Here is a 23,346-nt window from a genome sequence, read left to right on the forward strand (position 1 = left end):
GCGCCAAGGCCGGTGCCGCCGCGCCAAGGCCGGCGCTGCCCGCGCCAAGATCGCTGTTTCGTGTCGAAAACTGGGGTCCGACCACAGATTTCGACACGAAACGGCGATCTTGACCCGGTGCCGACCCCGGCCGCGCCGATCAGCCGAGGGCGGCGGGGGATTCGGCCTGGTTGAGGAGGAGGGTCGGTTGGCCGGTGCCGTCGGCGGGGACGGACCAGATCGACGGGGTGCCGTCGGGGCCGCGCAGGGTGTATGCGACCGTGCGGTCGTCGAGCCACGCCGCCTGGTCGTCGACGCTGGTCGTCTCGGCCAGGTTGGTCACCGCCATGGTGGCCAGGTCCAGCACGGACAGCCGCCAGCCGCGCTGCGGGTCGCCGCCGACCGCCTGCTTGAACGCGATCCGGGTGCCGTCGGGCGACAGCGACGGGCATTCGACGTTGTCGGTGATCGTGCGCACCGTGCGGTCGGCGAAGTCGCCGAGGACCAGGTAGCGCTTGCCGCCGGTGGCCATGGTCGCGTAGAACGCGTTGTCGTCGGCGGTGAAGGTCACGCCCCAGAAGTTGACGTCGACATTGCGGTAGCCGCGCCCTTCCCGGGTGACGGCGAACTCCTCCAGCGTGCTGACCAGCGTGCCGGTGCGGGTGTCCAGGATGCCGGTGCGGGTGGAGAAGCCGCCGCTGCTGTAGGAGTCGCCGCCGACGAAGGTGGTCCAGGCGACCATCCGGCCGCTGGCTGACACCCGGGCGCGGTTGGGCAGTCCGGGCACCGCGAACGAGCGGGTCGGCCGCAGCTCGCGGTCCAGCACCACCAGCTGGTACGACCAGGCCGTTTCCGGCTGGATGCACACTCCGGTCCCGGCGGCGGCGTAGACGCGTACACACTCCACGCCGGACACCTGCCGGGCACCGGACGGTTCGCCGCGCGCGACGGTGGCCGCGCGGCGGTCGGTGACGACCAGCAGCCGCGGCCCGGGGTCCAGGGTGACCGCCGCGGCCGGAACGGTGTCCGGGCCGTCGGCCCGGTCCTTGGCGAGGTGTATGTACCCGATGGCGACGGCGGCCAGCAGCACCGTGGTGGCGGCGGCGAGCGTGACCCGGGCGCGCGTGGTGAGTTCGGTCATCGCCGGGCCCCCGTATTGCGTCCGGCCCGGTCCGTGCCGGCCGGTGCCGCGGGCGTCGTGCCGGGGTGTGCCGGAGAGGTCGCGCCGGAGCGTGCAGGCGGTGTCGGATCGGTCGGGTCGGTCGGGTCGGTGTCGGTCGGATCGCCGGGTTCGGGCGGTGCGGCGGCCGCGGGGCGTGGACTGCCGGGCCGCCGCCGCAGCAGGAGCAGGGTCGCGGCCACGGCGGCGACGACTGCGGCGGCCGCGACGCGGGACGCGGTGGCCGGTCCCCAGGTCTGCCAGGCGAGGCCGAACAGGACCGAGGAGACCAGGTAGGCCAGCGCCTGGCCGGTCTGGATCAGCGCGATGCCGGTGGTGCGCAGCCGGTCCGGCAGCACCGGCCCGGCCAGCGCCATCAGGATCCCGTCGGTCGCGGCGTAGAACAGGCCGTACAGGCCGAGGGTCACCACCAGCAGCGGCGTTCCGCCCAGCGGGCCGAACAGCAGCAGGTACGCCGCGGTCAGCGCGACGTAGCCGCCGAGCATCACGGGCAGCCGGCCGACCTTGTCGGCGAGCACGCCCAGCGGGGCGGCCAGCAGCAGGTAGCCGAGGCTGGTCCCGGCGGCCAGCAGCGGGAACCACACGGTGCTCAGCTCCTCGCGCCGCTGCAGCAGCAGGTACACGAAGCCGTCACCGATGGTGGCCAGGCCGAGCAGGCAGGCGGCGATCACGAGCCGCCGCACGGGGGCGTCGCGCAGCAGCGTCGCGGCTTCGCGTACGGACACCTTCGCGGTGGCGGGCACCGCCTCGCGGCGGTCCCGGACGAACAGCACCAGCACCATCACGCCCAGGGCCGCGACGCAGAAGCTGACCACGAACACGGCGTCGAACGAGTTCGCGGCCAGCGCCAGCACACCGAGCGCGACCAGCGGCCCGAGGAACGCCCCGACACTGTCCATGGCCCGGTGCACGCCGAATGCGCGGCCCAGCGCCTCCGGCGGCGTGGACAGCGTGATCATGGCGTCGCGCGGTGCGGCGCGCAGGCCCTTGCCGGTGCGGTCGGCGGCGATGACCAGCCCGATCGCGGGCACCGAGCGGCCCGCGGCCAGCAGCGCGAGTTTCGCCACGGCGGACAGGCCGTAGCCGAGGACCGCCACGTTCTTGCGGCGGCGGGTGCGGTCGGCGACGTAGCCGCCGACCAGCCTCAGCAGCGCGGTCGCTCCGGTGTAGACGCCGTCGATCATGCCGTACGCGAGCGGGCTCAGTTGCAGGCCCAGCACAGGTACAGCGGCAGGATCGCGGTGACCATCTCGGACGAGACGTCGGTGATCAGGCTGACCGTGCCCAGCGCGAAGACGTTCGCGCCGACCTTGGCGAAGCGGCGTCGTCCGGATCTGTCCGCCGGGGGTGTGGCGGCCGGACTGGTGACGGTGGACAGGTACACGCGGTGACGCTCCTCCCGCGGCTGGCGTCCGCGACGGCGATGCAGGTGGCCGACCCGGACCGTCCGTCGGCCACCGCTGTCGCGGCACGCCGCGGGCACCCCGCGTCGGGCACATCCTGAGCCGCCCGCGGTACGCAGGGCCCTCGCGCACACCACCACGGGGCGTGCTTCCGATGAACAGACGGTGTCACGGCAGCCGGTCGGCTGTGGACGCTCATCCGACTCACCCATGCTGTTCACCCGAACGTGTGCCGCCTGTTTCCGGGCCTCCCTACATTCCTCGCACGGCTGTGCCGATCGCGCAGCCGTACACCCCCAGAAGGGCTCGAGTCATGGGAATCCGCAAGGGCCGCCTGGCCTTGACGGCGGGCACGGCGCTCGTGCTGACCGCCGCCACGGTCGCCACGGTGCTGACGGTGTCGGCGCAGACCGCCAGCGCCGCGACGTCCACCTTCACCCCGGCGGCCGACACCTACGTGCAGGCCGACACTGCGTCGACCAACTACGGCACCTCCGTGCAGATCACCGTCGACAGCTCGCCGCAGCGGCAGATGTTCCTGCGCTTCACGGTCAGCGGTGTCAGCGGCACGGTGACCAGCGCGAAGCTGCGGCTGCGGCACATCAGCGGCAACGACGGCAGCGTCGCCGGCGGCACGTTCCGCGCGATGTCGAACACGTCGTGGTCGGAGACCTCCACGACCTGGAACAACAAGCCGGCCCTGGACGGGGTGTCGCTGGGCAGCCTCGGCTCCGTCGTCGCCAACGGCTGGTACGAGGTCGACGTGACCTCGTACGTCACCGGCAACGGCTCGTTCAGCATCGGCGCCAGCTCGACCAACAGCGACGGCGCGTACTACGACACCCGGGAGTCCGGAGCGGACTCGCCGCAGCTGGTGGTGACCACCGGCACGACGCCGTCGCCGAGCCCGTCGACGCCGCCGTCCGGTGACCCGGTGCTGGTCGGCGCGGGTGACATCGCGGACTCCGGCTCGGGCGACACCGCGACCGCGGCGCTGCTGGACGGCATCTCCGGCACGGTCTTCACCACCGGCGACAACGTCTACACCAACGGCACCGCCTCGGAGTTCAGCAGCTACTACAACCCGACCTGGGGCCGCCACAAGGCGCGCACCCGGCCCGCGCCCGGCAACCACGACTACAACACCTCGGGCGCGACCGGCTACTACAACTACTTCGGCTCGGTCGCCGGTCCGTCGGGTCAGGGGTACTACTCCTACGACCTGGGCAACTGGCACGTCGTGTCGCTGAACTCGAACATCAGCATGTCGGCGGGCTCGGCCCAGGAGACCTGGCTGCGCAACGACCTGGCCGCCAGCGGCAAGCCGTGCACGATCGCGTACTGGCACCACCCGCTGTTCACCTCGGGCGCCAACCACGCCCCGTCCACCTCGACCCGCCCGCTGTACCAGGCGCTGTACGACTACAACGCCGACGTCGTCGTCTGGGGTCACAACCACCAGTACGAGCGCTTCGCGCCGATGAACCCGAGCGGCGCGGCGGACAGTTCCCGCGGCATGCGCTCGTTCGTGGCGGGCATGGGCGGCGCGGGCTTCTACGGCTTCGGCACCATCGCGCCCAACAGCCAGGCCCGCAACAGCGACACCTGGGGCGTCCTGAAGTTCACCCTGCACGCCAACACCTACGACTGGCAGTTCGTCCCCCAGTCCGGCAAAACCTACAACGACACCGGCACCGGCACCTGCCACTGACAAGCTGAAGGAAGGGCACCTTCACATCGCTCCGCGATGTAGAAGGTGCCCTTCTTAACGCCTCACCCCGCGGATGCAGGAGTTGTCCGCGGCTCAGGCCGTGCGGGGAGCAGAACGGTCGTTTAGGGTGGCCCGATGTCGATTCCCCGCAGATCCCTCCTGACCGGACTGATCGCCCTGCCCGCCGTCGGCGCGACCGGCGCCCTGATCGGCGCGAGCCCGGCCGCGGCAGCCCCCGCCTCGATCGACCGGACCGCGTTCAAGCTGCGCCGCCGCGCCGGCTCCTACGCCACGGCGATCGCCGGGCTGGACGCCGCCCTGCCCAACGTCAGCGTCCAGGCCGTCCTCGACGACGGCAACCGCGTCGCCACGCGGATCGCCGGGAGCGAGGGCACCGGCTTGGTCACCAACTTCGCCGCCGGCTTCCGCTTCGAGAGCGGCGACGACAACACCGCCGAATGGATCCCGCAGGGCATCACCACCAGCTCCGACGCGCTCGACGCCGGGGTGTACGAGGAGCGCAAGGCCGTGCTCGTCTCCTGGTACTCCACCGGCGTCGACGGGCAGAAGGGCGTACGCGTCAGCTTCGTCAACCGCACCGACCCGGCCGCCCCGCGCTACCGGCACGTGCTGCTCGTGGAGCCGTACACCTCCGGCGGCGTGCACAGCTACCGCCCCGTCAACATCCACGCGGGCGGCATCGCCTGGTACGGACACCACCTCTACGTCGTCGACACCAGCAACGGCCTGCGCATCTTCGACCTGAACCACCTGTGGCAGGTGTCCAGCTCGGTGTCGACGGCGTGCGGTCGCCAGTCCGACGGCAGCTACCAGGCTTTCGGCTACAAGTACGTGCTCCCGCAGTCGCTGGCCTACGACCAGGTCGGCACGGGCGGCCTGCGCTTCTCGTTCATCTCCCTGGACCGCACCACCACGCCGGACAGCTTCCTGGTGGGGGAGTACGCCAACCCCGGCACGGGCACCCGCCTGGTCCGCTGGGGCGTCGACTACACCGACCGTGAGCTGGTCCACGACAGCGGCTCCACCACCGACGCGACCGCGAGCTGGGCCTACCGCGTGGACGTGACCTCGATGCAGGGCGCGCTCAGCCTCAACGGCAAGTACTTCCTGTCCACCAGCGACGGCGCGAGCAACGACGGCGACCTGGGCACCTGGACACCGGGCGGCAGCGTCGTCATGCACTACGACACGCTGCCCATCGGCACCGAGGACTTCACCTACCGCAGCAACACCGACGAGCTCTGGACCGTCTCCGAGCACGCCGGCCACCGCATGGCGATCTCCGTCAAGGCGGGGGCCTTCTGAACCCGGGGGTAAATGCGATCTTGCGCGAGCTGCGGGTGTGCCCCGACAGCTCGCGCAAGACGGTTCGCTGGTGGTGCGGTCACACCGGGTGCCCCGTGTTCCCGGTGTTGGGGTCATAACGCGTCAGGGGCGTGGGCAAAGCCGGATGGCGGCGGCCGGGATGGCCCGGCAAGCGGCCGCGGCGGTGTCGGGGCACCACTGCGCGACCTGCGGGCCACCGGCCCAGGGGTTGGCGGGCCATCGGAATTGCTGGTCGAGCACGCCGCTGACCTGGTGCCTCCGCGCCGCCAGGTACTTCGCGTGCCGTCCGGTGATCGTCCGTCCGGTCTCGACTCCGTTGCCGAGTTCGGGTGCGGCCTCGTCGAACAGCTGCCGGATCTCGGCGAACCGGGTCTCGACGTAGGCCGGTGGATGTCGGTAGTTCATGGACCGAACGGTAGGACCACCGCACAAGCCTGTCGATGAATTTTCGGCCGCGGAGGCCACCGCGGGCGCATCCCGTGACGTAACTCCCATGAGGACGAGCCTCGGCCGCGTACTGTTACATTTTTTGTTTCATCAACGCGGCATTATGTTCCACCAATCCGTTGACACCCGAACGCGGGAAGTGTTGGCTGGCGGACGCCGTCGTGGCGATGAGGGCACTCGCGGCAGCACGTCCACACCATGCCGCGACGCCCCAGGGAAGGCACCATGACCACGACCGTCACCGCCCCGCCGGCCGCGCCCCTGCCACCGCCGTCCCGCCGCCGCGGCCGCCTGCTCGCCGCGGGCCTCGTGCTCCTGCTGGCCGCTGCCGCCGCCGTCTACTGGCTGACCCGCGACACCGACGACGGCGCATACGATCCCGACGCGCCCTATCTCGACGCGTCGCGGCCGGTGGCCGAGCGGGTCGACGACCTGCTGGGCCGGATGACCCTCGACGAGAAGATCGGCCAGATGACGCAGGCCGAGCGCCGCGAGGTGACCACGGGCGACGTCACCACGTACGCCCTTGGCTCGCTGCTGTCCGGCGGCGGCTCGGTGCCCGACGACAACAGCCCGCAGGGCTGGGCGCAGATGTACGACGGCTTCCAGACCGAGGCCCTGGCCACCCGCCTGCGCATCCCGATGATCTACGGCGTGGACGCCGTGCACGGCCACAACAACGTGCGCGGGGCCACGATCTTCCCGCACAACATCGGCCTGGGCGCCACCCGCGACCCGCAGCTGGTGCGCCGGATCGGCGAGACCGTCGCCGTAGAGGTCGCCGCGACCGGCCTGGACTGGGACTTCGCCCCGTGCCTGTGCGTGGCCCGCGACGCCCGCTGGGGGCGCACCTACGAGTCCTTCGGCGAGGACCCGGAGATCGCCTCCTCGATGACCACGATCGTGACCGGGCTGCAGGGGGAGAAACTGGGCGGGCCCAACTCCGTGCTGGCCACCGCCAAGCACTACGTCGGCGACGGCGCGACCCTGGACGGCAAGGACCAGGGCGACGCCCGCATCCCGGAGGAGGAGCTGCGCAAGATCCACCTACCGCCGTTCCAGGCGGCCGTGAAGGCCGGCGTCGGCTCCGTGATGGTCTCCTTCAGCTCGTTCAACGGCGAGAAGCTGCACGCCCACCGGTACCTGGTCACCGAGGTGCTCAAGGAGGAGCTGGGCTTCACCGGCTTCGTGGTCTCCGACTGGAACGCCATCGACCAGATCGACGGCGCGACCGGCTTCACCCCGGCCGAGGTCAGCGCGGCGATCAACGCCGGCATCGACATGGTGATGGTGCCCGAGCGCTGGCGGGAGTTCATCACGGTGCTGCGCGACGAGGTCGACGCGGGCACCGTGCCGATGGCGCGCATCGACGACGCGAACCGGCGCATCCTGGCCAAGAAGTTCGAGCTGGGCATGTTCGAGCACCCGATGGCCGACCGCTCGCAGTTCGACAAGGTCGGGTCGGCGGCCCACCGCGAGCTGGCCCGCCAGGCCGTACGGCAGTCGCAGGTGCTGCTGAAGAACAACGGCGGCATCCTCCCCCTCAAGCCGAAGACCGGCAAGGTGTTCGTGGCCGGCCGCAGCGCCGACGACATCGGCAACCAGTCCGGCGGCTGGACGCTGACCTGGCAGGGCAGCTCCGGCCCGATCACCGAGGGCACCACGATCCTGCAGGGCATCAAGGAGGCCGTCGAACCGGGCGGCACGGTGACCTACAGCGCCGACGGCTCCGGAGTGGACCGCGGCTACGACGTGGCGATCGCCGTGGTCGGCGAGACGCCGTACGCCGAGTACGAGGGCGACCGTCCCGACGGGGTCAAGCTCGACAAGGTCGACCTGGACACGCTGGCCACCCTGCGCAAGGCGGGCGTGCCCGTGGTGGTGGTGCTGGTCTCCGGCCGGCCGGTGGACGTCAGCGCACCGCTGCCGCAGGTGCAGGCGCTGGTGGCGGCGTGGCTGCCCGGCACCGAGGGGGCCGGCGTCGCCGACGTGCTGTTCGGCGCGTACGCGCCGACCGGCAAGCTGCCCATGTCCTGGCCCGCGACCGCCGCCCAGGAACCCGTCAACTCCGGCGACGAGAAGACACCGCTGTTCCCGTACGGATTCGGGCTCAGCTACTGATCCCACCGCTCGCGGTCGGCAGGCCCTAGCCGGGTGTGTCGACCGCGAGCGGTGGGAGGTCGCCGGGTCCCGCGTCGCCGCCGGGAACGCCGCCGTCGCGGCGGGCCCGCAGCAGTTCGACGGTGTGCTGGATGATGGCGGCGGCGGGGGCGGCGAGCATGACGCCGAGGATCCCGGCCACCAGCCCGCCGACGACCGTGGCCAGCAGGATCGTCAGCGGACGCATGCGCAGCGCGGCCCCGTACGCGAACGGCTGGAGCATGGTCTGCAGCGTGCCGTTGGCCAGGAACACCACGATCATCATGATCACGGCCGTCTTCGCGCCGCCCGACGCGAGCGCGATGAGCACCGCGTACGCCCCGGCCACCCAGGCGCCCAGGTAGGGCACGTAGTTGCCGAGCAGGGTGATGATCACGAGCGTGGCGATCAGGGGCACGCCCAGGAACAGCGCGCCCAGCCCGACCACCGCCGCGTTGAACGCCCCGAGCAGTGTCAGTCCGACCACGTATCCGCGGATGATCCGCCCGACCTGGTCCATCCACGGTCGGCCCAGCGGCATCCAGGGTTCGGCGGCGCGGGCCATGGACGGTCCGTCCTTGAGCATGAAGAACGTGGTGAACAGGAAGACGAACGTGCCGATGAAGATGCTGGCGGTGGTGCCGGCCAGGTTGCCCAGCGCCGGCAGGATCCCGGACACCAGCGTCGAGGTGCGGTCGTTCAGGTCGTCCCGGGCCGATTCCGCGTTGGAGCCCACCACGCCCAGCGAGGTGAGGATCTCGTGGAGCCGCTGCACCGCCTTGCCCAGCGCCTGGGTGAGCTCGCTCCACTGGCTGGCCAGCCCCTTGACCACCAGGAAGAACACGCCGACGCCGAGCGCGATCAGGAACAGGACCCCGAGGGTGGCGCACAGCCCGCGGCGCATGCCCCGCCGCGCCAGCGCCTCGATGGCCGGAGACAGCGCCAGCGAGACGATCAACGCGCCGATCAGGGCGATCACCAGCGGCTTGAGCAGGATGATCAGGAACACGAGGACAGCGGCGGCCAGGGCGATCCCCACGATCGCCCACGCCTTGGAGCCGATTGTCCGGAGCGCGTCCACCTGATCCGCCTTAGTGTGTTTGATCCGTTTTCATATTAGAAGACGGGTGTCAGATCATCCGGGCGTATGCGAATAAGCGGGTGCCCGCTTCGACACCGCGCACTACCGTGCCGGACATGCCCGCCGTCTTCGAGCCACCGCTGTCCCAGCGCCTGCGCCACGCGAAACATGTGCTGATCGCGGGCGCAGGCGGCGGCTTCGACGTGTACGCCGGACTCCCGCTCGCCCTCGCCCTGCGCAACGCCGGCACCCGGGTCACCCTGGCCAGCTACGCGGTCAGCGAACTCGGCGCGCTGAGCCCGGCGTCCTGGGTGCGCACCGGCCTGGCCGCGGTGCGACCCGACAGCGCCGGCAACGACCGGTACTTCCCGGAACGCACCCTGGCCCGCTGGCTGGCCGCCCAGGGCCACGACCCCGTCGTGTACGCCTTCGAGCGCACCGGGGTGCGCCCGCTGCGCGCCGCGTACCGGGCGCTGATCGAACGGCTCGGCATCGACGCGGTCGTGCTCGCCGACGGCGGCACCGACATCCTCATGCGCGGCGACGAGGCCGGCCTCGGCACGCCCGAGGAGGACATGACCAGCCTGGCCGCCGTCGCGGGACTGCCCGTGCCGCAGAAGCTGGTGGTCAGCCTCGGCTTCGGCATCGACTCCCACCACGGCATCTGCCACGCGCACGTGCTGGAGAACCTGGCCGCGCTGCAGCGGGAGGGGGCGTACCTGGGCGCGTTCTCGATCCCGCCGGGCAGCGCGGAGGCCGCCGCCTACTGCGCCGCGGTCGCGCACGCCGCCGCCGTCACGCCGCATACCGCCAGCATCGTCAACACGCAGATCGCCTCGGCGGTGCGCGGCGAATTCGGCGACGTGCACACCCTGCCCCGCACCGAGGGCACGGAACTGTTCGTCAACCCGCTGATGGCGATGTACTTCACCGTCGACCTCGACGGGCTGGCCCGGCACGTGCACTACCTGCCGCGACTGGAGCACACCCGGACCCGGGCCGAGGTCGCGCTCGCCATCGAGGAGTACCGCGGCGGCCTGGACCGTCCCCGGGCCCGCCGCCCGATCCCGCACTGATCCACCCGTGCCCGGAGTACAGCCGCCGTATCGCGGCCGTACTCGGGGTGTTCGCGTGCGCCACATCGGACGTTCCTACCGTCGGAGTCCGTCCAGGGCAGTCTCGCGCAGGGAGGACCGACGATGCTTCGGAACAGGGCAAGAACCGTGGGCCTGGGGGTGGCCGCGGCGACACTGCTGGCCGCGGTGGCCTTCACCGGCTCGGCGCAGGCCGCCGAGCCCTCGCAGTTCACCGTGGTCAACGGGGCGATCCGCACCGCGACCGGCACCCCGGTGCCCGCCTCGGGCACCCACGCCTCGCTGTGGGGCAACTCCAGCTACGCCACCACCACGATCACCGGCTCCGGCCGGGTGCAGCTCGGCGCGATCGGCGACAACTGCGAGGGCTGGCCCACCGTGCAGGTGACCGTCGACGGGACCGTCGCGGGCAGCACCACCATCGTCAGCGCCACCCAGTACGGCACCTACGGCGTCGGCCCGGCCCTCGCGGCGGGCACGCACAGCGTGAAGATCCAGTTCGTCAACGACTTCAGCTCGTCCTCGTGCGACCGCAACGTGCACCTCGGGTACGCCCGGATGGAGTTCGCCACCACGGACCCGAAGTTCACCTTCGCCGTCCTGCCCGACACCCAGCAGGAGGTGCTCAACGCCTCCGACACCCGTTTCCGCAACCGCACCAACTGGCTGGTGAACAACCGCGCCGCGCTCGACCTGCGATTCGTGAGCCACTCCGGGGACGTGGTCAACTGGGACACCCCCGACCACTCCCAGTACGTGATCGCCCGGGACGCGATGCGGCCGCTGGAGACGGCGGGCATCCCGTACAACCTGGCCATCGGCAACCACGACACCCAGGCCACCGGCGTCGGCGGCTCGGCCCGCGACCCCGCCCGCACCCGTGAGCTGGTCCGCGACACGACCGTGTTCAACCAGTACTTCACCGCCGGCCAGTACGGCGCGGTGCGCGGCCAGTACGAGGCCGGCAAGGTCGACAACTCGTACAACACCTACCAGGCCGGCGGCGTGCAGTGGCTGGTCATGGTCCTGGAGTTGTGGCCCCGGACCGGTGTCGTGAACTGGGCCAAGAGCGTCGTCGCGGCCAACCCGCGGCACAACGTCGTGATCGTCACGCACGACTACATCGACGGCAACGGCAACATCGAGCAGAGCGCCGGCTACGGCGAGACCAGCCCGCAGTACCTGTACGACAACCTGGTCAAGCAGTACGCCAACGTGAAGTTCGTGTTCTCCGGCCACACCGGCGTCGCGGGCAACCGCGTCGACACCGGCGTCAACGGCAACAAGATCTACACGTTCCTCCAGACGTTCCACTCGAACACCACCAACCCGGTGCGCCTGATCGAGATCGACACTGCCGCGAACTCGCTGCACACGTGGATCTACGGGCCGTACAACAACCAGACCTTCACCGAGTACGACCGCACCGTCACCGGCATCGGCCTGGTCCGCTGATCCCGCCGGTCGATCCCGGGTCCGTCGCACCCCGGACCCGGGATCGGTCACCGTCGCCCTTGACCTCAAGCGCGCTTGAGCAGGCAGGCTGGTCGGCACCACCGACCGCACGGGAGCCGCGATGACCATCGACCCGAGGGCGCACCTGCGCCTGGCCCGCCCCTGCCGCGACCTCGCGGCCGCCGAACGCTTCTACGTCGACGGGCTCGGCCTGCACGTCCTCTACCGGGGGTCCGCCGACGGGCCCGGTGAACACGACCTGCTGATGCTCGGCTGGCCCGGCGCGTCCTGGCACCTGGAACTGGTCGCGGGGGAGAACCTGGCGGCCCCGCCCGCGCCCACCGCCGAGGATCTGCTCGTGCTCTACCTGGCCGGGCCGGTCGACGACACGCTGGTGGCGCGCCTGACGGAAGCCGGGGGCAGCCGGATGTCGCAAGGGCCGTACTGGGACCGCTGGGGTGTCACCGTCGCCGACCCCGACGGTTACCGGCTCGTGCTGAGCACCCGGACCTGGTCCAACGCCGGTTAGGGGCCGAGCCGGTGCAGTTCGACACCGGTGAGCCGGCCTGCTGCGACCTCCGCGGTGAGGAACGTCGCGTACGGCTGGCGGCGGCGGTCGGTGGGCGAACCCGGATTGATCAGCCGCAGCCCGGTCGGGGCGGTGCTGTCCCAGGGGATGTGCGAGTGGCCGAAGAACAGCACGTCGCAATCGGGGAACAGGGCCGCGCAGCGCCGCTCGCGGCCGGTCGCGGGCCCGGTCTCGTGGATCACGGCGAGCCGCAGCCCGGCCAGCTCGGCGCGGGCCGTCTCCGGCAGCCGGGCGCGCAGGGCCGGACCGTCGTTGTTGCCGTACACCGCGATCAGCTGCTGGGCCCGCCGCTCCAGCTCGTCGAGCAGCGCCACGTCGACCCAGTCACCGGCGTGCACGACGACGTCGGCCCCATCGACCGCATCCCACAGCGGCGCGGGCAGCTGCCGGGCCCGCTTGGGCACATGCGTGTCCGCCATGACCACCAATCGCACCTGCCCACCCTAGGCTAGGCTGCCTCGCCCGCCACCTCCCGCGCCGTGGCGACAAGGTCGGCGGGCAGGTGCGGATGTCCACACGCCCGATCGATCAGCAGGCTCCGGTACGGCGAGTCAGGCATCTGCCGAGCCAGGGCGATCAGTTCGGTCAGGTCGGCGGCCGTGCCGGTGAGCCTGGTCCGGTACGCCGCACGACCCGCGAGCAGCATCACCTCGGCGGGCTCATGCCGCAGGCCCCTCTCTGCGGACTCGACAGCTGCGGCGAAGTCGCCCAGTTCGGCCCGCAGGTCGGCGACGTCGAGGTACAGCGACCAGTTGGCCGGTTCGAGCGCGAGCGCCCGCTCGAAGGCGTCCACGGCCTGCTGCGGATCGCCGAGTCTGCGCCAGGTGCCGGCCCGGACGACCTCGGTGAACATGACCGGCTCGACCGCGTCCGCCTGATCGCAGAGTGCCAACGACTCGCGGGTCAGGCCGCACGCCCGCAGCATGATCGCCATGCGCGCCATCGCCTCGGGCCGCGGATCACGTGCCGACACCAGCCCGATCGCCTGGAACCACGGCGCCAGCCGCGCCTGCATGCCGTTTGCGGCCAGGTCGTGCCCGCCGTCCGTGGTCCGCAACGCCGCCTCGGCCAGCGCGTCGGCGTTCACCGACGCCAGGAACCGCTGGTCGCTGAACCACGGGGCGGCGGACCATGCACGACCTGGCGCATGTCCCACCACCGACCCGAGCCACAGCACCGCCGTGTCCATGTCGCCGTCGAGGAACGAGACGTAGGCGTTGGCGGCCAACGCCCCCGTGGACGCGGCAGTGGTCAGGAACTCGGCAGTCTCCGCAGGCCGGGACCGCCGCAGTTCGGCGAACGCCTCGTACGGCTCGGGTTCCTGCGGGGCCGACGCGATGGCGCGCGCAAGGTGCATCGCCGCCTGGGCCGGGTTGCCACCGCAGTGCGACAGGACCCGCGCCAGCGAGACGTCGAGAGTCCCAAGGTGCTTCGACATCGCGTGAGCCTATCGACCGCCGCGGCGTTCGTGGAGCCGTCCCGAGACGAGTACGGGGGCGGGTCGGTCGGCGACCTGGCTCGGCCGGCAGGTGGGACCCGAGGGACGGGTGAGCAGACAGTGGCGGGCGGGTCGCGCGGATCGCGGATCGCGCGGTCGGTCACCGCGCCCAGGCATAGCCTGATTCGTGAAAGCGCGGGCTACCCGCCCGGACGCGGCGAGCGTCGGCGCGGACGCTGTCCCGCAGCAGGTCGCCGTTGCCGAAGGAGCCGCACATGAGTACGTCCGCGGGTGTCCGGGCGCTGCAGGGTCCGCCCGCGGCGGGCCTGTTCCAGGGACGCCGCCTGGTGGTGGTCAGCGACGCCGACGCGGTCCCGTCCGCACCTCAGCACGCGCGGCTCGGTCCGCGCGAGTCCGGGCAGGAGGACACGCTCACCGTCATCGAGCTGCCGCTGGCCTTCGACGGGACACTGCCGACGATCGGCACGATCGCCGCGTCGAACTCGGTGACACCGCCGCCGAGCGTGCTCGCCGTCGACGCGGAGGGCGCCCACGCGTACGTGGTGGAGACCCTCGGCCAGCGCGGCCCCGACGCGCACCTGCTGACCGACCTGGACGCGGGCAGCACGGTCCGCGCCTTCGACATCAGGGACGCGAAGCATCCACAGCTGCTGTTCGCCTACCCGGCCGGGCACATGCCGCAGGCCGTGTCGCTGCATCCCCGGGGCGGGCTGCTGGCGCTGGCGTGCGGGGACGTCTTCGCGATCCTCGGCCCGGATCCCCACCCGTCGCTGCGGCTGGTCCCGGTCGGGCCGAACGGGTTCGGCGACGGGACGGTGCTGGTGCCGCGCGGCGAGAACGGTGAGCCGATCGTGCCGTCCTACGTGGAGTGGCATCCGGGCGGCGAGCTGTTCGCGGCCTGCTTCCCCTGGCGGGACGAGGTACGCCTGTTCGCCGCGCACCGCACGCCGGAGCTGTGGATCGAGCCGCTCGGACCGGCGATCAGGACCGGCCGGTTCCCGTTCGCGGGGCGCTTCACCCCGGACGGGCGGCATTTCCTCACCACGGACGTGCTGTGGGGCGGCGGCATCGGCGGCGTGGACGCCGAACCGAACGAGGGCCGCCTGTCGGTCCTGCGGATCGACGCGGACACCGGCACGGGGGAGAAGATCGGCGAAGCCGGCGTGGGCCTGCATCCGGGCGGGCTGGCCGTCAGCCGCGACGGCCGCCTGGTGGTCACCTCGAACCTGCGGATGAGCGATCTCGCCTGGGGCGATCCGCGGCTGGACCGGCAGAGTTCGCTGAGCCTGCTCACCTTCGACCCGGTGACCGGCCGCCTGGACACGGTGGGTGAGGAGCTGTTCGACGGGCTGCGGCCCGAGGGCGTCGCCTTCGACGTGGACGGCAAGTTCGTCGTGGTGACCGTGTTCGACCACCTCGATCTCGTGCATCGGCGAGGCGAGCTGCGATTCTTCGAGGTGGTCCAGCAGGGCGGCACGCCTCGGCTGTGCCCGACGTACTACTCGATCGAGGTCATGCGCGGCCCGCACACGCTCGTCGTCGTGTGAACGGTTTGGAAGGGCACCTTCTACAACGCATAGCGTTGTGAAGGTGCCCTTCCTTTCACTTGACGTTCGCGAGGAACGCGGCGGTGGCGGTTTGGATGGCGGTGATGCAGGCGGCCACGGCCGGGTGGCCGCCGGAGCCGCGCCGGTAGGCGATCCTCGTGCGACGGCGTGAGTCCAGTGGGACCAGCCGCACCCCGGGCGGTGGCTGGACGGCGCCGAGCTGCGGCACCAGGGCCACCCCTTGTCCTGCCGCGACCAGTGCGAGCACGGCTGTGAAGTCGTCGGCGTGGTGCCGGGCCCGCAGCGGGTGCCCGGCGGCCTGGCAGACCCGGATCGCGACCGTGTGGCACAGCGTGCCCGGCGTGCCCACGATCCAGTCGGCGTCTCGGGCGGCGCGCACCGGGTCGTCGCCGACCGGGAACGCCTCGGGCACCGCGAGGTACACGGTCTCGTCGAGCAGCGGCTGGGAGTCGACGGTCGGGTCGGGCACGACCGGCGCGAGGTCGTAGTCGTGCAGCAGCGCCACGTCGAGGCGGCGTTCGCGCAGCGCGTCGGGCATGGCGACCGGGTCCAGCTCGGTGACCGTCAGGTCGAGTGCCGGATGGTCGCGGGCGAGCGCGACCAGTGCGGCGGGCAGCAGTGTGCGCACCGCGGTCGGGAACGCGCCGATGCGCACCGTGCCGTGCAGGCCGGTGCGGGCCGCGGCCAGCGTCGCCGCGGCGGCCTCCAGCGCGGCGAGTACGGTCTCGGCGTGGCGTACCAGTGCGGTGCCCGCCGGGGTGAGGGTGACGCCGCGCCCGGTCCGCTCGATCAGCGGCACGCCTGCCTCGCGCTGCAAAGTGGCCAGCTGCTGCGACACCGCGGACGGGGAGTAGGTGTGGGCCTCGGCGACCGCCGCGATCGTGCCCAGCCGGGCGAGGTCGCGAAGCAGCCGCAGGCGGCGCACGTCAAGCATCAGATCAGCTTACGGGTTGCCTCAGGAATCGGAACTGGTCCTTCCGGGACGGTTTCGGCAGCATGAGGTCATGACGCTGCATGGCCTGTACATCCCACTGATCACCCCGTTCGGCGCGGACGGCGCGGTCGCCCTCGACGCGCTGGAACGGCTCGCCCACCAGGTGCTCGACGACGGGGCGACCGGCCTCGTCGCGCTCGGCACCACCGGCGAGCCCGGCTCGCTCACCGAGCCCGAGAAGCAGTCCGTGATCGAGACCGTCGCCCGGGTGTCCCGCGAGCGGTCGGCCCCGCTGATCGTCGGCGCGGCCACCGCCGAGGCCCTCGCCGCGCTGGCCGCCGTCCCCGAAGCGGTGGCCGCGCTGACCGTCGTGCCGCCGTTCGTGCGCCCCGGCGAGGCGGGCGTGCTCGCGCACTTCGCCCGGCTGGCCGAGGCGAGCCCGGTGCCGATCGTCGTCTACGACATCCCGTACCGCACCGGGCAGTACCTGACCGCGGGCGCGCTGCGCGGGCTGGCCGCGATCGGCAACGTGGCCGGGGTCAAGTACGCCGGGGGCGGCATCAACGAGGACACCGTCGCGATGATGGCCGACCCCCGGTTCGCCGTGCTCGGCGGCGACGACACGTTCATCTCGCCGCTGCTGGCACTGGGCGCGCACGGCGGCATCCTGTCCTCGGCGCACCTGGCCACCGCGCAGTTCGCCGAGCTGATCCGCCTGTGGCAGGCCGGCGACGCGACCCGCGCCCGAGCCCTCGGCCACCGGCTCGCACCGCTGTCCAAGGCCCTGTTCGCCGAGCCCAACCCGACGGTCGTCAAGTCCGCCCTACACGCCCAGGGCCGCATCCCCACCCCCGGCGTACGCCTCCCACTCCTCAACGCCCACCCCGACAACACCGCCACGGCCCTCAAACACCTCGCCGAGCTCGGTTGACGATCACCGGTGCTGCAGTTTCGGGGAAACTGTAGGAAACTCGGCCCTGATGCCTGCAGTTTCCCCGAAACTGCAGGGCCCGGGATGCTCTTCAGTGCGCGGTGCCGAACTGCCATTCCATGCCGGCGATGTGCGCACCGGCCTCGGTCATGATCGCCTCGACGCTGTCCCGGCCCGCCGACGAGGGCACGGTGGCGACGGCGAACTGCCGCTGCGGCGGGGCCTCGACGTAGCCGCCGACGGACTCGAAGGCCTTGGCCAGCCACGCCATGGCGTGCTCGTCGAGCGGCGGGTCGGCGTACACCTGCACGCTGTCGTTCGGCCCGCGGCGCACCACCTGGAAGCCGCTCGCAGCCAGCACCAGCACGTCACCGGCGGCCGCGCCCGTCACCAGGCCGGGGCTGCCGAGCAGCTCCACCAGCCCGCCCGCCAGCGCCTTCGCGGGCAGCACCTCGGTGATGAGCTGGCCGTCGGGCTCGAAGGCGGTGAGCCGGACGTGGCCGTACTGGTCGGAGTCGGTTCCCTCGGTCATGGCGGAGATCATGCCAGCCACCCCGCCCGGGGGTAAGACCCGATCGCTGCAGCTTCCTGCTGCGCCGTCAGGCCGTCCAGCCGAGCCAGGCCTCACCGGCGCTGATCGCGGCGAACCAGACGGCCACCGCGACGACCGGCACGAGCGGCACCAGGAACGGCCGGGTCCGCCACAGCCGGATCGCCACCACCAGCAGCGCGGCCCAGATCACCACCAGGACGATCACCGCCCACAGCGGCGCGAGCAGGCCGCTGGCGAGGTAGTAGGGCAGCAGCACGATCTGCGCGAGGATGCCGAGCACCCGCACGACCTTGGCTGCGACTGACGGCGAGTCCGCCATGGTGACCTCCGCGGTGGCCGCGGACCTGTGCCGCGGGTACGGGCAGCGTGGCAGAACACCGCACCGGTGTACATCGGCCACCCGGCGCTCAGCTCGGGGGCGGCTCGTCCGTGTCGTAGGCGACGTGGTCCAGGCCTTCCAGTGGCTGGGCCGCCGTCACGAAGGCGTCGACGTCGGCCCCGGCGGCCAGCGTCACCGCGAAGGATTCGGGCAGGTCGGCGGCGCTGAGCGAGCCGACCAGCTCGTTCGAGTCGCGGTAGGCCTCCCGGAACCTGGCCAGCGCCTGCTCACGGTTCTCGAAGGTGTACGAGGCGACCTCCGGCCGGGCCTTCAACCAGGACTCGACGGCCGTGCGCTGCGGCGCGGTCGCGTCCATGGCCAGCTCCAGCCGGACCGTGGTCGTCTGCGGCGCGGGGCGCGGCTCCGGGGTCCGGTCTGCGGGCGTGCCACATCCCGCCAGCGCCAGCAGGGCGGCGACGACGAGGGCGGCGCAGCGCGGTCCCATCGGCGCAGTCTACGGCCCGGGGACCGTCCACATCGACCCGTTTCACTCATTCGCGCACGCTGAGCGGGAGCCGGGCCTGCCTGAACACAGCTCCGGGCCCGTCGCGACGCGCGGCGGGCCCGGAGCTGGTGCTTCGTCAGAGGTCCAGGTCGCCGTGGTGCAGCACGGTCAGCCGCTGGGTGGGGCGGGTCAGCGCGACGTACAGGTCGCTGTGCCCGCGCGGGGACTCGGACACGATCCCGCCCGGGTCGGCGATGACGACCGCGTCGAATTCCAAGCCCTTGGCCTGGCGCACGGTCAGCACCACGACCCGGTCGGTCAGCTCGGTCTGCTGCCCCACCCGCGCCTGCGGCAGCGCCGTGGTGACCACGGCGCCCAGCTCGTCGATCCGGCCTGCGGGCACCAGCACGGCGAGCGTGCCGTCACCGAGCGCGGCGAGCTCCGCGCGCACCTCGGCGGCCAGCCGGGCGGCCAGCTCGTCCGGGCCGACCTCGGCCAGCTGCGGGGCCTGCCCGGTGTGGCGCACCGAGCGCGGCGGCTCCAGCCCCGGGTCGATCTGCTTGAGCACCTGCCCGGCCAGGTCCATGATCTCCGCGGGTGTGCGGTAGTTCACGGAGAGCTGCGTCAGCCGCCACCGGTCGGCCACGTACGGGTGCAGCACCTGGTCCCAGGAGGAGGTGCCAGCCGGGTCGCCGGTCTGCGCGACGTCCCCGACGACCGTCATGGACCGGCTCGGGCAGCGGCGCATCAGCAGCCGCCAGGCCATCGGCGACAGCTCCTGCGCCTCGTCGACGATGACGTGCCCGAACGCCCAGCGGCGGTCGGCGGCGGCCCGCTCCGCGGCGGTCAGCCGCCGCTCGTCCTCCTGGCGTTCGCCCAGCTCCAGCGCACCGAGCACGTCGGCAGCGGTCAGGATCTCCGGGTCGATCTCGTCTTCGAGGTCGATGGAGCGGGAGCCGTGCAGGATCTCCAGCGCGCCCTCGGCGTAGGCGAGCCGCTGCCGCCTGCGGCGTTCGGCCAGCTCCTCGGCGTCGCGGTCGTCCTCGCCCAGCAGCTCGGCGGCCTCGTCGAGCAGCGGCGCGTCGGCCGGGGTCCACCCGGCGTCGCGGCTGCGGCGCAGCAGGGCCTGCTCGGTCTCGGTGAGCATGTACGCGGCCGTGGCGATGCGGGCCTCGCTCGCGTACAGGTCGGCGAGCAGCCGCTGCGGGGTCAGCACCGGCCACAGCCAGTCCAGCACGGTCTGCACGTTCGGGTCGGCCCGCAGCTCCCGGCGCAGCTCGGCGAGATCGGCCTCGTCGAGCAGCTGCGGATCGCCGGGCGCGTCCCCGCCGCCGAGCGGGTCGTCGGCGTACGGGTCGGTGCCGATCCGGTCGGCGAGCTGCTGCGACAGCGCGTGGATGACCTCGGTGTCGAACAGCGGCCGGGCCAGGTTGTGCGGTTTGCCGCTGCGCCGGGCGGTCTCCCGGGCGGCCTCGACGGCGGCCCGGTCCAGCACGAGAGGCTCCCGCTCGAACTCGACCTCGACGGTCTCGTCGGGCAGCCGCTGCCGGTCGCGTACCGCCGCGGCCAGCACCTCGGCCATCATCGCCCGGCCCTTGACCTCGGCGGTCTCGTCGGGCTCCACGCCGGTGGCGGTGACGCCGGGGAACAGGCCGCCCACGGTGCGCAGCACCACGCCGGTCTCGGCCAGCGACGGCAGCACCTGGGAGATGTACTTCAGGAACGTGTTGTTCGGGCCGACCACCAGCACCGCCCGGGTCGACAGCTCCTGGCGGTAGGTGTATAGCAGGTAGGCCGCGCGGTGCAGCGCGACCGCGGTCTTGCCGGTGCCGGGGCCGCCCTGCACGACCATGACCCCGCCCAGGGTGGCGCGGATGATGTGGTCCTGCTCGGCCTGGATGGTCTCGACGATGTCGCGCATGCGGCCGGTGCGGCCCGCGTCCATCGCCGCGAACAGCGCGGCCTCGCTGGTCAGCCCCTCGTGGTGGGGTGCGGCCGCGGCGGCGTCGGCCAGGTCGAGCACCTCGTCGTCGAGCGCGGTGACGGTGCGCTCGGCGGTGCGGATGTGCCGGCGGCGGCGTACGCCCTGCGGCGAGGCGGCGGTGGCCAGGTAGAACGGCCGGGACGCGGGCGCCCGCCAGTCCACCAGCAGCGGCTCGTACTCGGCGGACTCGTCGAAGATGCCGATGCGCCCGATGTAGCGCGCCCCGTCCTCGACCAGGTCGAGGCGGCCGAAGCAGAGCCCGCTCTCGACCGCGCCCAGCGATGCCCGCTGCTCGGTGTAGAGGGCGACCGTCGACTCGCGCTGCGAGCGCTCCTGCTGGGTGCCGCCCGTCTGCAGCAGCGCCTGCGACAGCCGTCGCTCGGCCTGTTCGCGCAGGCCGTCGAGCCGGTGGTAGAGGTCGGAGACGTACTCCTGCTCGCGGTGAATCTCGTCGGCGACGTCGCTTGACAAACCCGGCTCCTTCGTGTCTATACTGAAGCCCGAACGGACGCTTAAGCGTGCCGTTCTTTTTTGTGCTCGAATCGCCAAAGATACCGCACCGGTGCTCCGCGGCGCAGCCGGGTGATCACTTTCCGGGCAGGCCGCCCGTCTTCGGGTCGCGCGCGGTCAGGCAGTAGACGCCCCCGGCCGGGTCGCGCATGACGACCCAGCGCGCGCCGTCGGCGACGTGGCTCGCCCCGCACTTCTCGTGCCAGGCCCGCACGCCCTCCACATCCGAGCAGGCCAGGTCCAGGTGGGCCGAGGTGGGCCGCTCCTGCTGGAGCCGCTGGAGCAGGATGCGCACCGGCAGCTCGGCGGGCGGGGCGACGACATGGAACTCGGGCCGCGAGCCGAACGAGGACTCCCAGCCGGTCAGCTCGCCCCAGAACGCGGTCTCCGCGTCGTAGGCGGCCGGGCCGACGTCGATGCAGACCTGGTCGAGGCGGCTCAGCGCGCCGTCCGGCGTGGCGTGCGCCATCGGGCGGCGGAACTCGTCGTGCCAGGGCACCGCGCAGAACAGCATCCCGCCCGGCGAGCGCAGCACCTGGTAGCCCCGGTCGGCGACATGAGTCGCGCCCAGCTCGACCGCGCGCGCGGCCAGCGCGGCCGGGTCGTCGACGCTCAGGTCCAGGTGCGCGCCGCCGCCCTCGTCGACGGCCTGCAGCTTGACGCAGGCGTCCGCGCCGATCGGCAGCAGCGTCGCGAACTCGCCGTGCTCGCCGCGGCGTGCGGTCAGGTGAGTGCCGGTCACCCGGGACCAGAACGACGCGGCCTCGGTGAACACGTCAGCGGGCCGGTCGATGAACGCGTACGTCCAGCGGATCACTTGGTCTCCTCGCCGTGTCGATCTGCCGAGCGTATAGGCGCGGTGGGCTGCTGGAGCCGTACGACGCGGCGGAGTCCGGCACGAGCATCCACGTCGATGGTAAGGCCGTGGCGGCCCCCGGGATCCGCCAGGTCACCCGGCTGCGGCGGGGCTCCCGGGCGGTCCGGCCCGGACGGCGCGCAGCGCCGCGGGCAGCGCGGTCACAGCGAGCGTGAGCAGCGACACGGCGATGCCCAGCAGGGTGACCAGCAGCGGTGTCGAGATGTCGGTGTCCGCGCCGTTGACCGGAGGATTGTCGGCCAGCCTGGTCAGCAGGCTCCCCACGACCATGCCGCCGATGACCAGCACCGCGAACGAGGCGACGGCGCAGACAGCGCTGAGCAGCGTCATCCCGACCAGCCCCGCGACGCTGCGGATGCGTGGCGCGGGCACCGCGACCAGCGCGGCGACGGCGGCGACCGGCAGGCCGTACTCGTAGACGGACCGGTAGTCGCCGACCACCATGAACACCGCGCCCGCGACGGCGACCAGGCAGAAGCCCAGGGTGACCCCGGCGCGCGCCGGGGGCCGGCCGACCGTGGTGGCCGCGAGCACGGCGAACAGCACCGACACCACGATCTTGAGCGCCGTCATCTCGGCTTCGACCCGGATCAGCGCAGGCGTGACCGGCTCGTCCCACGGGGTGATCACGAGCAGCGAGATCACGGCCAGCAGCGCCAGGGTGCCGGCCACCACGTGCCGGACCGCCGGGCCGCCGGAGTCCGCACGGGACAGGCGGATCGCGATGAACGCGGTGGCGGCGACGTACCCCGTGGCGGCGGCCGCGAGCACCACCGCGGTGGAGGTGCCGTGCACGTCGAACCGGTCGAGCAGCACGTCGGCGATGAGCCAGCCGCCCGCGGCGACGGCCGCCGTGGCGACGGCGCGCGACGCCGTGCGGCAGAGCACGAGAATCCCGGCGACTGCCAGCAGGACGGCCAGTTGGCGCAGCTCGCGGGGCCAGTAGGTGTTGTTCGAGGCGGTCTGCTGCACCACCCCGTCGACCTCGGCCTGCCAGCCTCCGGGGTCGTCGAACCACACCCCGGAGGGCTCCATGAGCGGCTGGTACACCGCCGAGCTGATGGCCCACGTCACGGCCCCGACCAGACCGGCCAGCCCGCCCACGGCGGCACGCCACAGGATACGCATCGTCACATCGTGAACCATCCGGGGCGCGAGGGAATCCACCCCTCGTACATAGACGGTCGTGCCGGTGGCGTCAGGCAGGCCCGCCCACCGCCCCCGGCCCGCCCGGGGCGGGGGCGGGGGCGCCCCCCCCCCCCCCCCCCCCCCCCCCCCCCC

General features: G+C 72.3%; 22 protein-coding genes. 8 read left to right on the forward strand and 14 right to left on the reverse strand.

The window, feature by feature from the left end; all coding sequences use genetic code 11:
* Window positions 1–139 precede the first annotated feature (139 nt).
* The 3 genes from F6W97_RS29715 to F6W97_RS41015 are packed head-to-tail and all read right to left on the reverse strand — an operon-like array spanning window position 140 to window position 2,543.
* On the reverse strand, window positions 140–1,120 hold the full coding sequence (locus tag F6W97_RS29715) for a TolB family protein (RefSeq protein ID WP_155373850.1): 981 nt from the start codon (window positions 1,118–1,120) through the stop codon (window positions 140–142).
* Window positions 1,117–2,379, reverse strand: coding sequence for an MFS transporter (locus tag F6W97_RS29720; RefSeq protein WP_230687084.1), 1,263 nt, complete (start codon window positions 2,377–2,379; stop codon window positions 1,117–1,119). The genes F6W97_RS29715 and F6W97_RS29720 overlap by 4 nt, the downstream gene beginning before the upstream one ends.
* Window positions 2,361–2,543, reverse strand: a complete 183-nt coding sequence (locus F6W97_RS41015; RefSeq protein WP_230687085.1) for a hypothetical protein — start codon at window positions 2,541–2,543, stop codon at window positions 2,361–2,363. The genes F6W97_RS29720 and F6W97_RS41015 overlap by 19 nt, the downstream gene beginning before the upstream one ends.
* Window positions 2,544–2,875: 332 nt before the next feature.
* Between F6W97_RS41015 and F6W97_RS29725 the strand changes: the two genes are divergently transcribed.
* Both F6W97_RS29725 and F6W97_RS29730 read left to right on the forward strand, forming a co-directional pair.
* Window positions 2,876–4,273, forward strand: coding sequence for a CBM96 family carbohydrate-binding protein (locus tag F6W97_RS29725; RefSeq protein ID WP_155373851.1), 1,398 nt, complete (start codon window positions 2,876–2,878; stop codon window positions 4,271–4,273).
* 135 nt (window positions 4,274–4,408) lie between these two features.
* Window positions 4,409–5,599: a hypothetical protein gene (locus tag F6W97_RS29730; protein ID WP_155373852.1), complete on the forward strand. Its 1,191-nt coding sequence runs from the start codon at window positions 4,409–4,411 to the stop codon at window positions 5,597–5,599.
* A gap of 123 nt (window positions 5,600–5,722) precedes the next feature.
* On the opposite strand, the gene F6W97_RS29735 is transcribed toward F6W97_RS29730, so the two are convergent.
* Complete coding sequence (locus tag F6W97_RS29735; protein ID WP_155373853.1) at window positions 5,723–6,025, reverse strand: hypothetical protein; 303 nt, start codon at window positions 6,023–6,025, stop codon at window positions 5,723–5,725.
* 267 nt (window positions 6,026–6,292) lie between these two features.
* Between F6W97_RS29735 and F6W97_RS29740 the strand changes: the two genes are divergently transcribed.
* Entirely contained in the window at window positions 6,293–8,188 is a 1,896-nt protein-coding gene (locus F6W97_RS29740) for a glycoside hydrolase family 3 protein (RefSeq protein WP_155373854.1), read from the forward strand.
* A gap of 25 nt (window positions 8,189–8,213) precedes the next feature.
* Here F6W97_RS29740 and F6W97_RS29745 read toward each other — a convergent pair whose 3' ends face one another.
* On the reverse strand, window positions 8,214–9,287 hold the full coding sequence (locus F6W97_RS29745) for an AI-2E family transporter (protein WP_196279387.1): 1,074 nt from the start codon (window positions 9,285–9,287) through the stop codon (window positions 8,214–8,216).
* A 116-nt stretch (window positions 9,288–9,403) separates the two neighbouring features.
* On the opposite strand from F6W97_RS29745, the gene F6W97_RS29750 reads away from it, so the two are divergent.
* The 3 genes from F6W97_RS29750 to F6W97_RS29760 all read left to right on the forward strand — a co-directional run bounded on the left by F6W97_RS29750 (window position 9,404) and on the right by F6W97_RS29760 (window position 12,365).
* On the forward strand, window positions 9,404–10,363 hold the full coding sequence (locus F6W97_RS29750; protein WP_155373856.1) for a DUF1152 domain-containing protein: 960 nt from the start codon (window positions 9,404–9,406) through the stop codon (window positions 10,361–10,363).
* Window positions 10,364–10,486: 123 nt separating this feature from the next.
* Window positions 10,487–11,836 (forward strand): carbohydrate-binding domain-containing protein, encoded by a 1,350-nt coding sequence (locus F6W97_RS29755; protein WP_155373857.1) that lies wholly within the window; start codon window positions 10,487–10,489, stop codon window positions 11,834–11,836.
* A gap of 121 nt (window positions 11,837–11,957) precedes the next feature.
* The gene (locus F6W97_RS29760) at window positions 11,958–12,365 is read left to right on the forward strand and encodes a VOC family protein (protein ID WP_155373858.1); all 408 of its coding nucleotides are present in this window, start codon (window positions 11,958–11,960) and stop codon (window positions 12,363–12,365) included.
* Here the strand turns inward: F6W97_RS29760 and F6W97_RS29765 are convergent.
* Both F6W97_RS29765 and F6W97_RS29770 read right to left on the reverse strand, forming a co-directional pair.
* Window positions 12,362–12,859, reverse strand: coding sequence for a metallophosphoesterase family protein (locus F6W97_RS29765; protein WP_155373859.1), 498 nt, complete (start codon window positions 12,857–12,859; stop codon window positions 12,362–12,364). The two genes, F6W97_RS29760 and F6W97_RS29765, sit on opposite strands and share 4 nt — an antisense overlap.
* A gap of 14 nt (window positions 12,860–12,873) precedes the next feature.
* Window positions 12,874–13,863, reverse strand: coding sequence for a tetratricopeptide repeat protein (locus tag F6W97_RS29770; protein WP_230687086.1), 990 nt, complete (start codon window positions 13,861–13,863; stop codon window positions 12,874–12,876).
* 275 nt (window positions 13,864–14,138) lie between these two features.
* On the opposite strand from F6W97_RS29770, the gene F6W97_RS29775 reads away from it, so the two are divergent.
* A complete protein-coding gene (locus F6W97_RS29775) occupies window positions 14,139–15,431 on the forward strand; it encodes a lactonase family protein (protein WP_155373860.1) in 1,293 nt (430 codons plus the stop codon).
* Window positions 15,432–15,486: 55 nt separating this feature from the next.
* Here the strand turns inward: F6W97_RS29775 and F6W97_RS29780 are convergent, their stop codons facing one another.
* Complete coding sequence (locus F6W97_RS29780) at window positions 15,487–16,386, reverse strand: LysR family transcriptional regulator (protein ID WP_155373861.1); 900 nt, start codon at window positions 16,384–16,386, stop codon at window positions 15,487–15,489.
* A 70-nt stretch (window positions 16,387–16,456) separates the two neighbouring features.
* Here F6W97_RS29780 and F6W97_RS29785 point away from each other — a divergent pair, with 70 nt between their 5' ends.
* Window positions 16,457–17,317 carry a dihydrodipicolinate synthase family protein gene (locus F6W97_RS29785; protein ID WP_155373862.1) on the forward strand — a complete coding sequence of 287 codons (861 nt, stop codon included), beginning with the start codon at window positions 16,457–16,459 and terminating at the stop codon, window positions 17,315–17,317.
* A gap of 91 nt (window positions 17,318–17,408) precedes the next feature.
* Here F6W97_RS29785 and F6W97_RS29790 read toward each other — a convergent pair whose 3' ends face one another.
* The 6 genes from F6W97_RS29790 to F6W97_RS29815 form a co-directional block, all read right to left on the reverse strand.
* Window positions 17,409–17,849 carry a DUF4265 domain-containing protein gene (locus F6W97_RS29790; protein WP_196279388.1) on the reverse strand — a complete coding sequence of 147 codons (441 nt, stop codon included), beginning with the start codon at window positions 17,847–17,849 and terminating at the stop codon, window positions 17,409–17,411.
* A gap of 67 nt (window positions 17,850–17,916) precedes the next feature.
* Window positions 17,917–18,189, reverse strand: coding sequence for a hypothetical protein (locus F6W97_RS29795; RefSeq protein ID WP_155373864.1), 273 nt, complete (start codon window positions 18,187–18,189; stop codon window positions 17,917–17,919).
* A gap of 88 nt (window positions 18,190–18,277) precedes the next feature.
* A complete protein-coding gene (locus F6W97_RS29800; RefSeq protein WP_155373865.1) occupies window positions 18,278–18,694 on the reverse strand; it encodes a permease-like cell division protein FtsX in 417 nt (138 codons plus the stop codon).
* A 136-nt stretch (window positions 18,695–18,830) separates the two neighbouring features.
* Entirely contained in the window at window positions 18,831–21,149 is a 2,319-nt protein-coding gene (locus F6W97_RS29805; RefSeq protein ID WP_155373866.1) for a HelD family protein, read from the reverse strand.
* 115 nt (window positions 21,150–21,264) lie between these two features.
* Window positions 21,265–22,005 (reverse strand): VOC family protein, encoded by a 741-nt coding sequence (locus tag F6W97_RS29810; RefSeq protein ID WP_155373867.1) that lies wholly within the window; start codon window positions 22,003–22,005, stop codon window positions 21,265–21,267.
* Between the two features lie 132 nt (window positions 22,006–22,137).
* Entirely contained in the window at window positions 22,138–23,193 is a 1,056-nt protein-coding gene (locus tag F6W97_RS29815) for a hypothetical protein (protein ID WP_155373868.1), read from the reverse strand.
* Between the last annotated feature and the right edge of the window lie 153 nt (window positions 23,194–23,346).

This window comes from Catellatospora vulcania, from assembly GCF_009720385.1.
GTDB lineage: Bacteria > Actinomycetota > Actinomycetes > Mycobacteriales > Micromonosporaceae > Catellatospora > Catellatospora vulcania.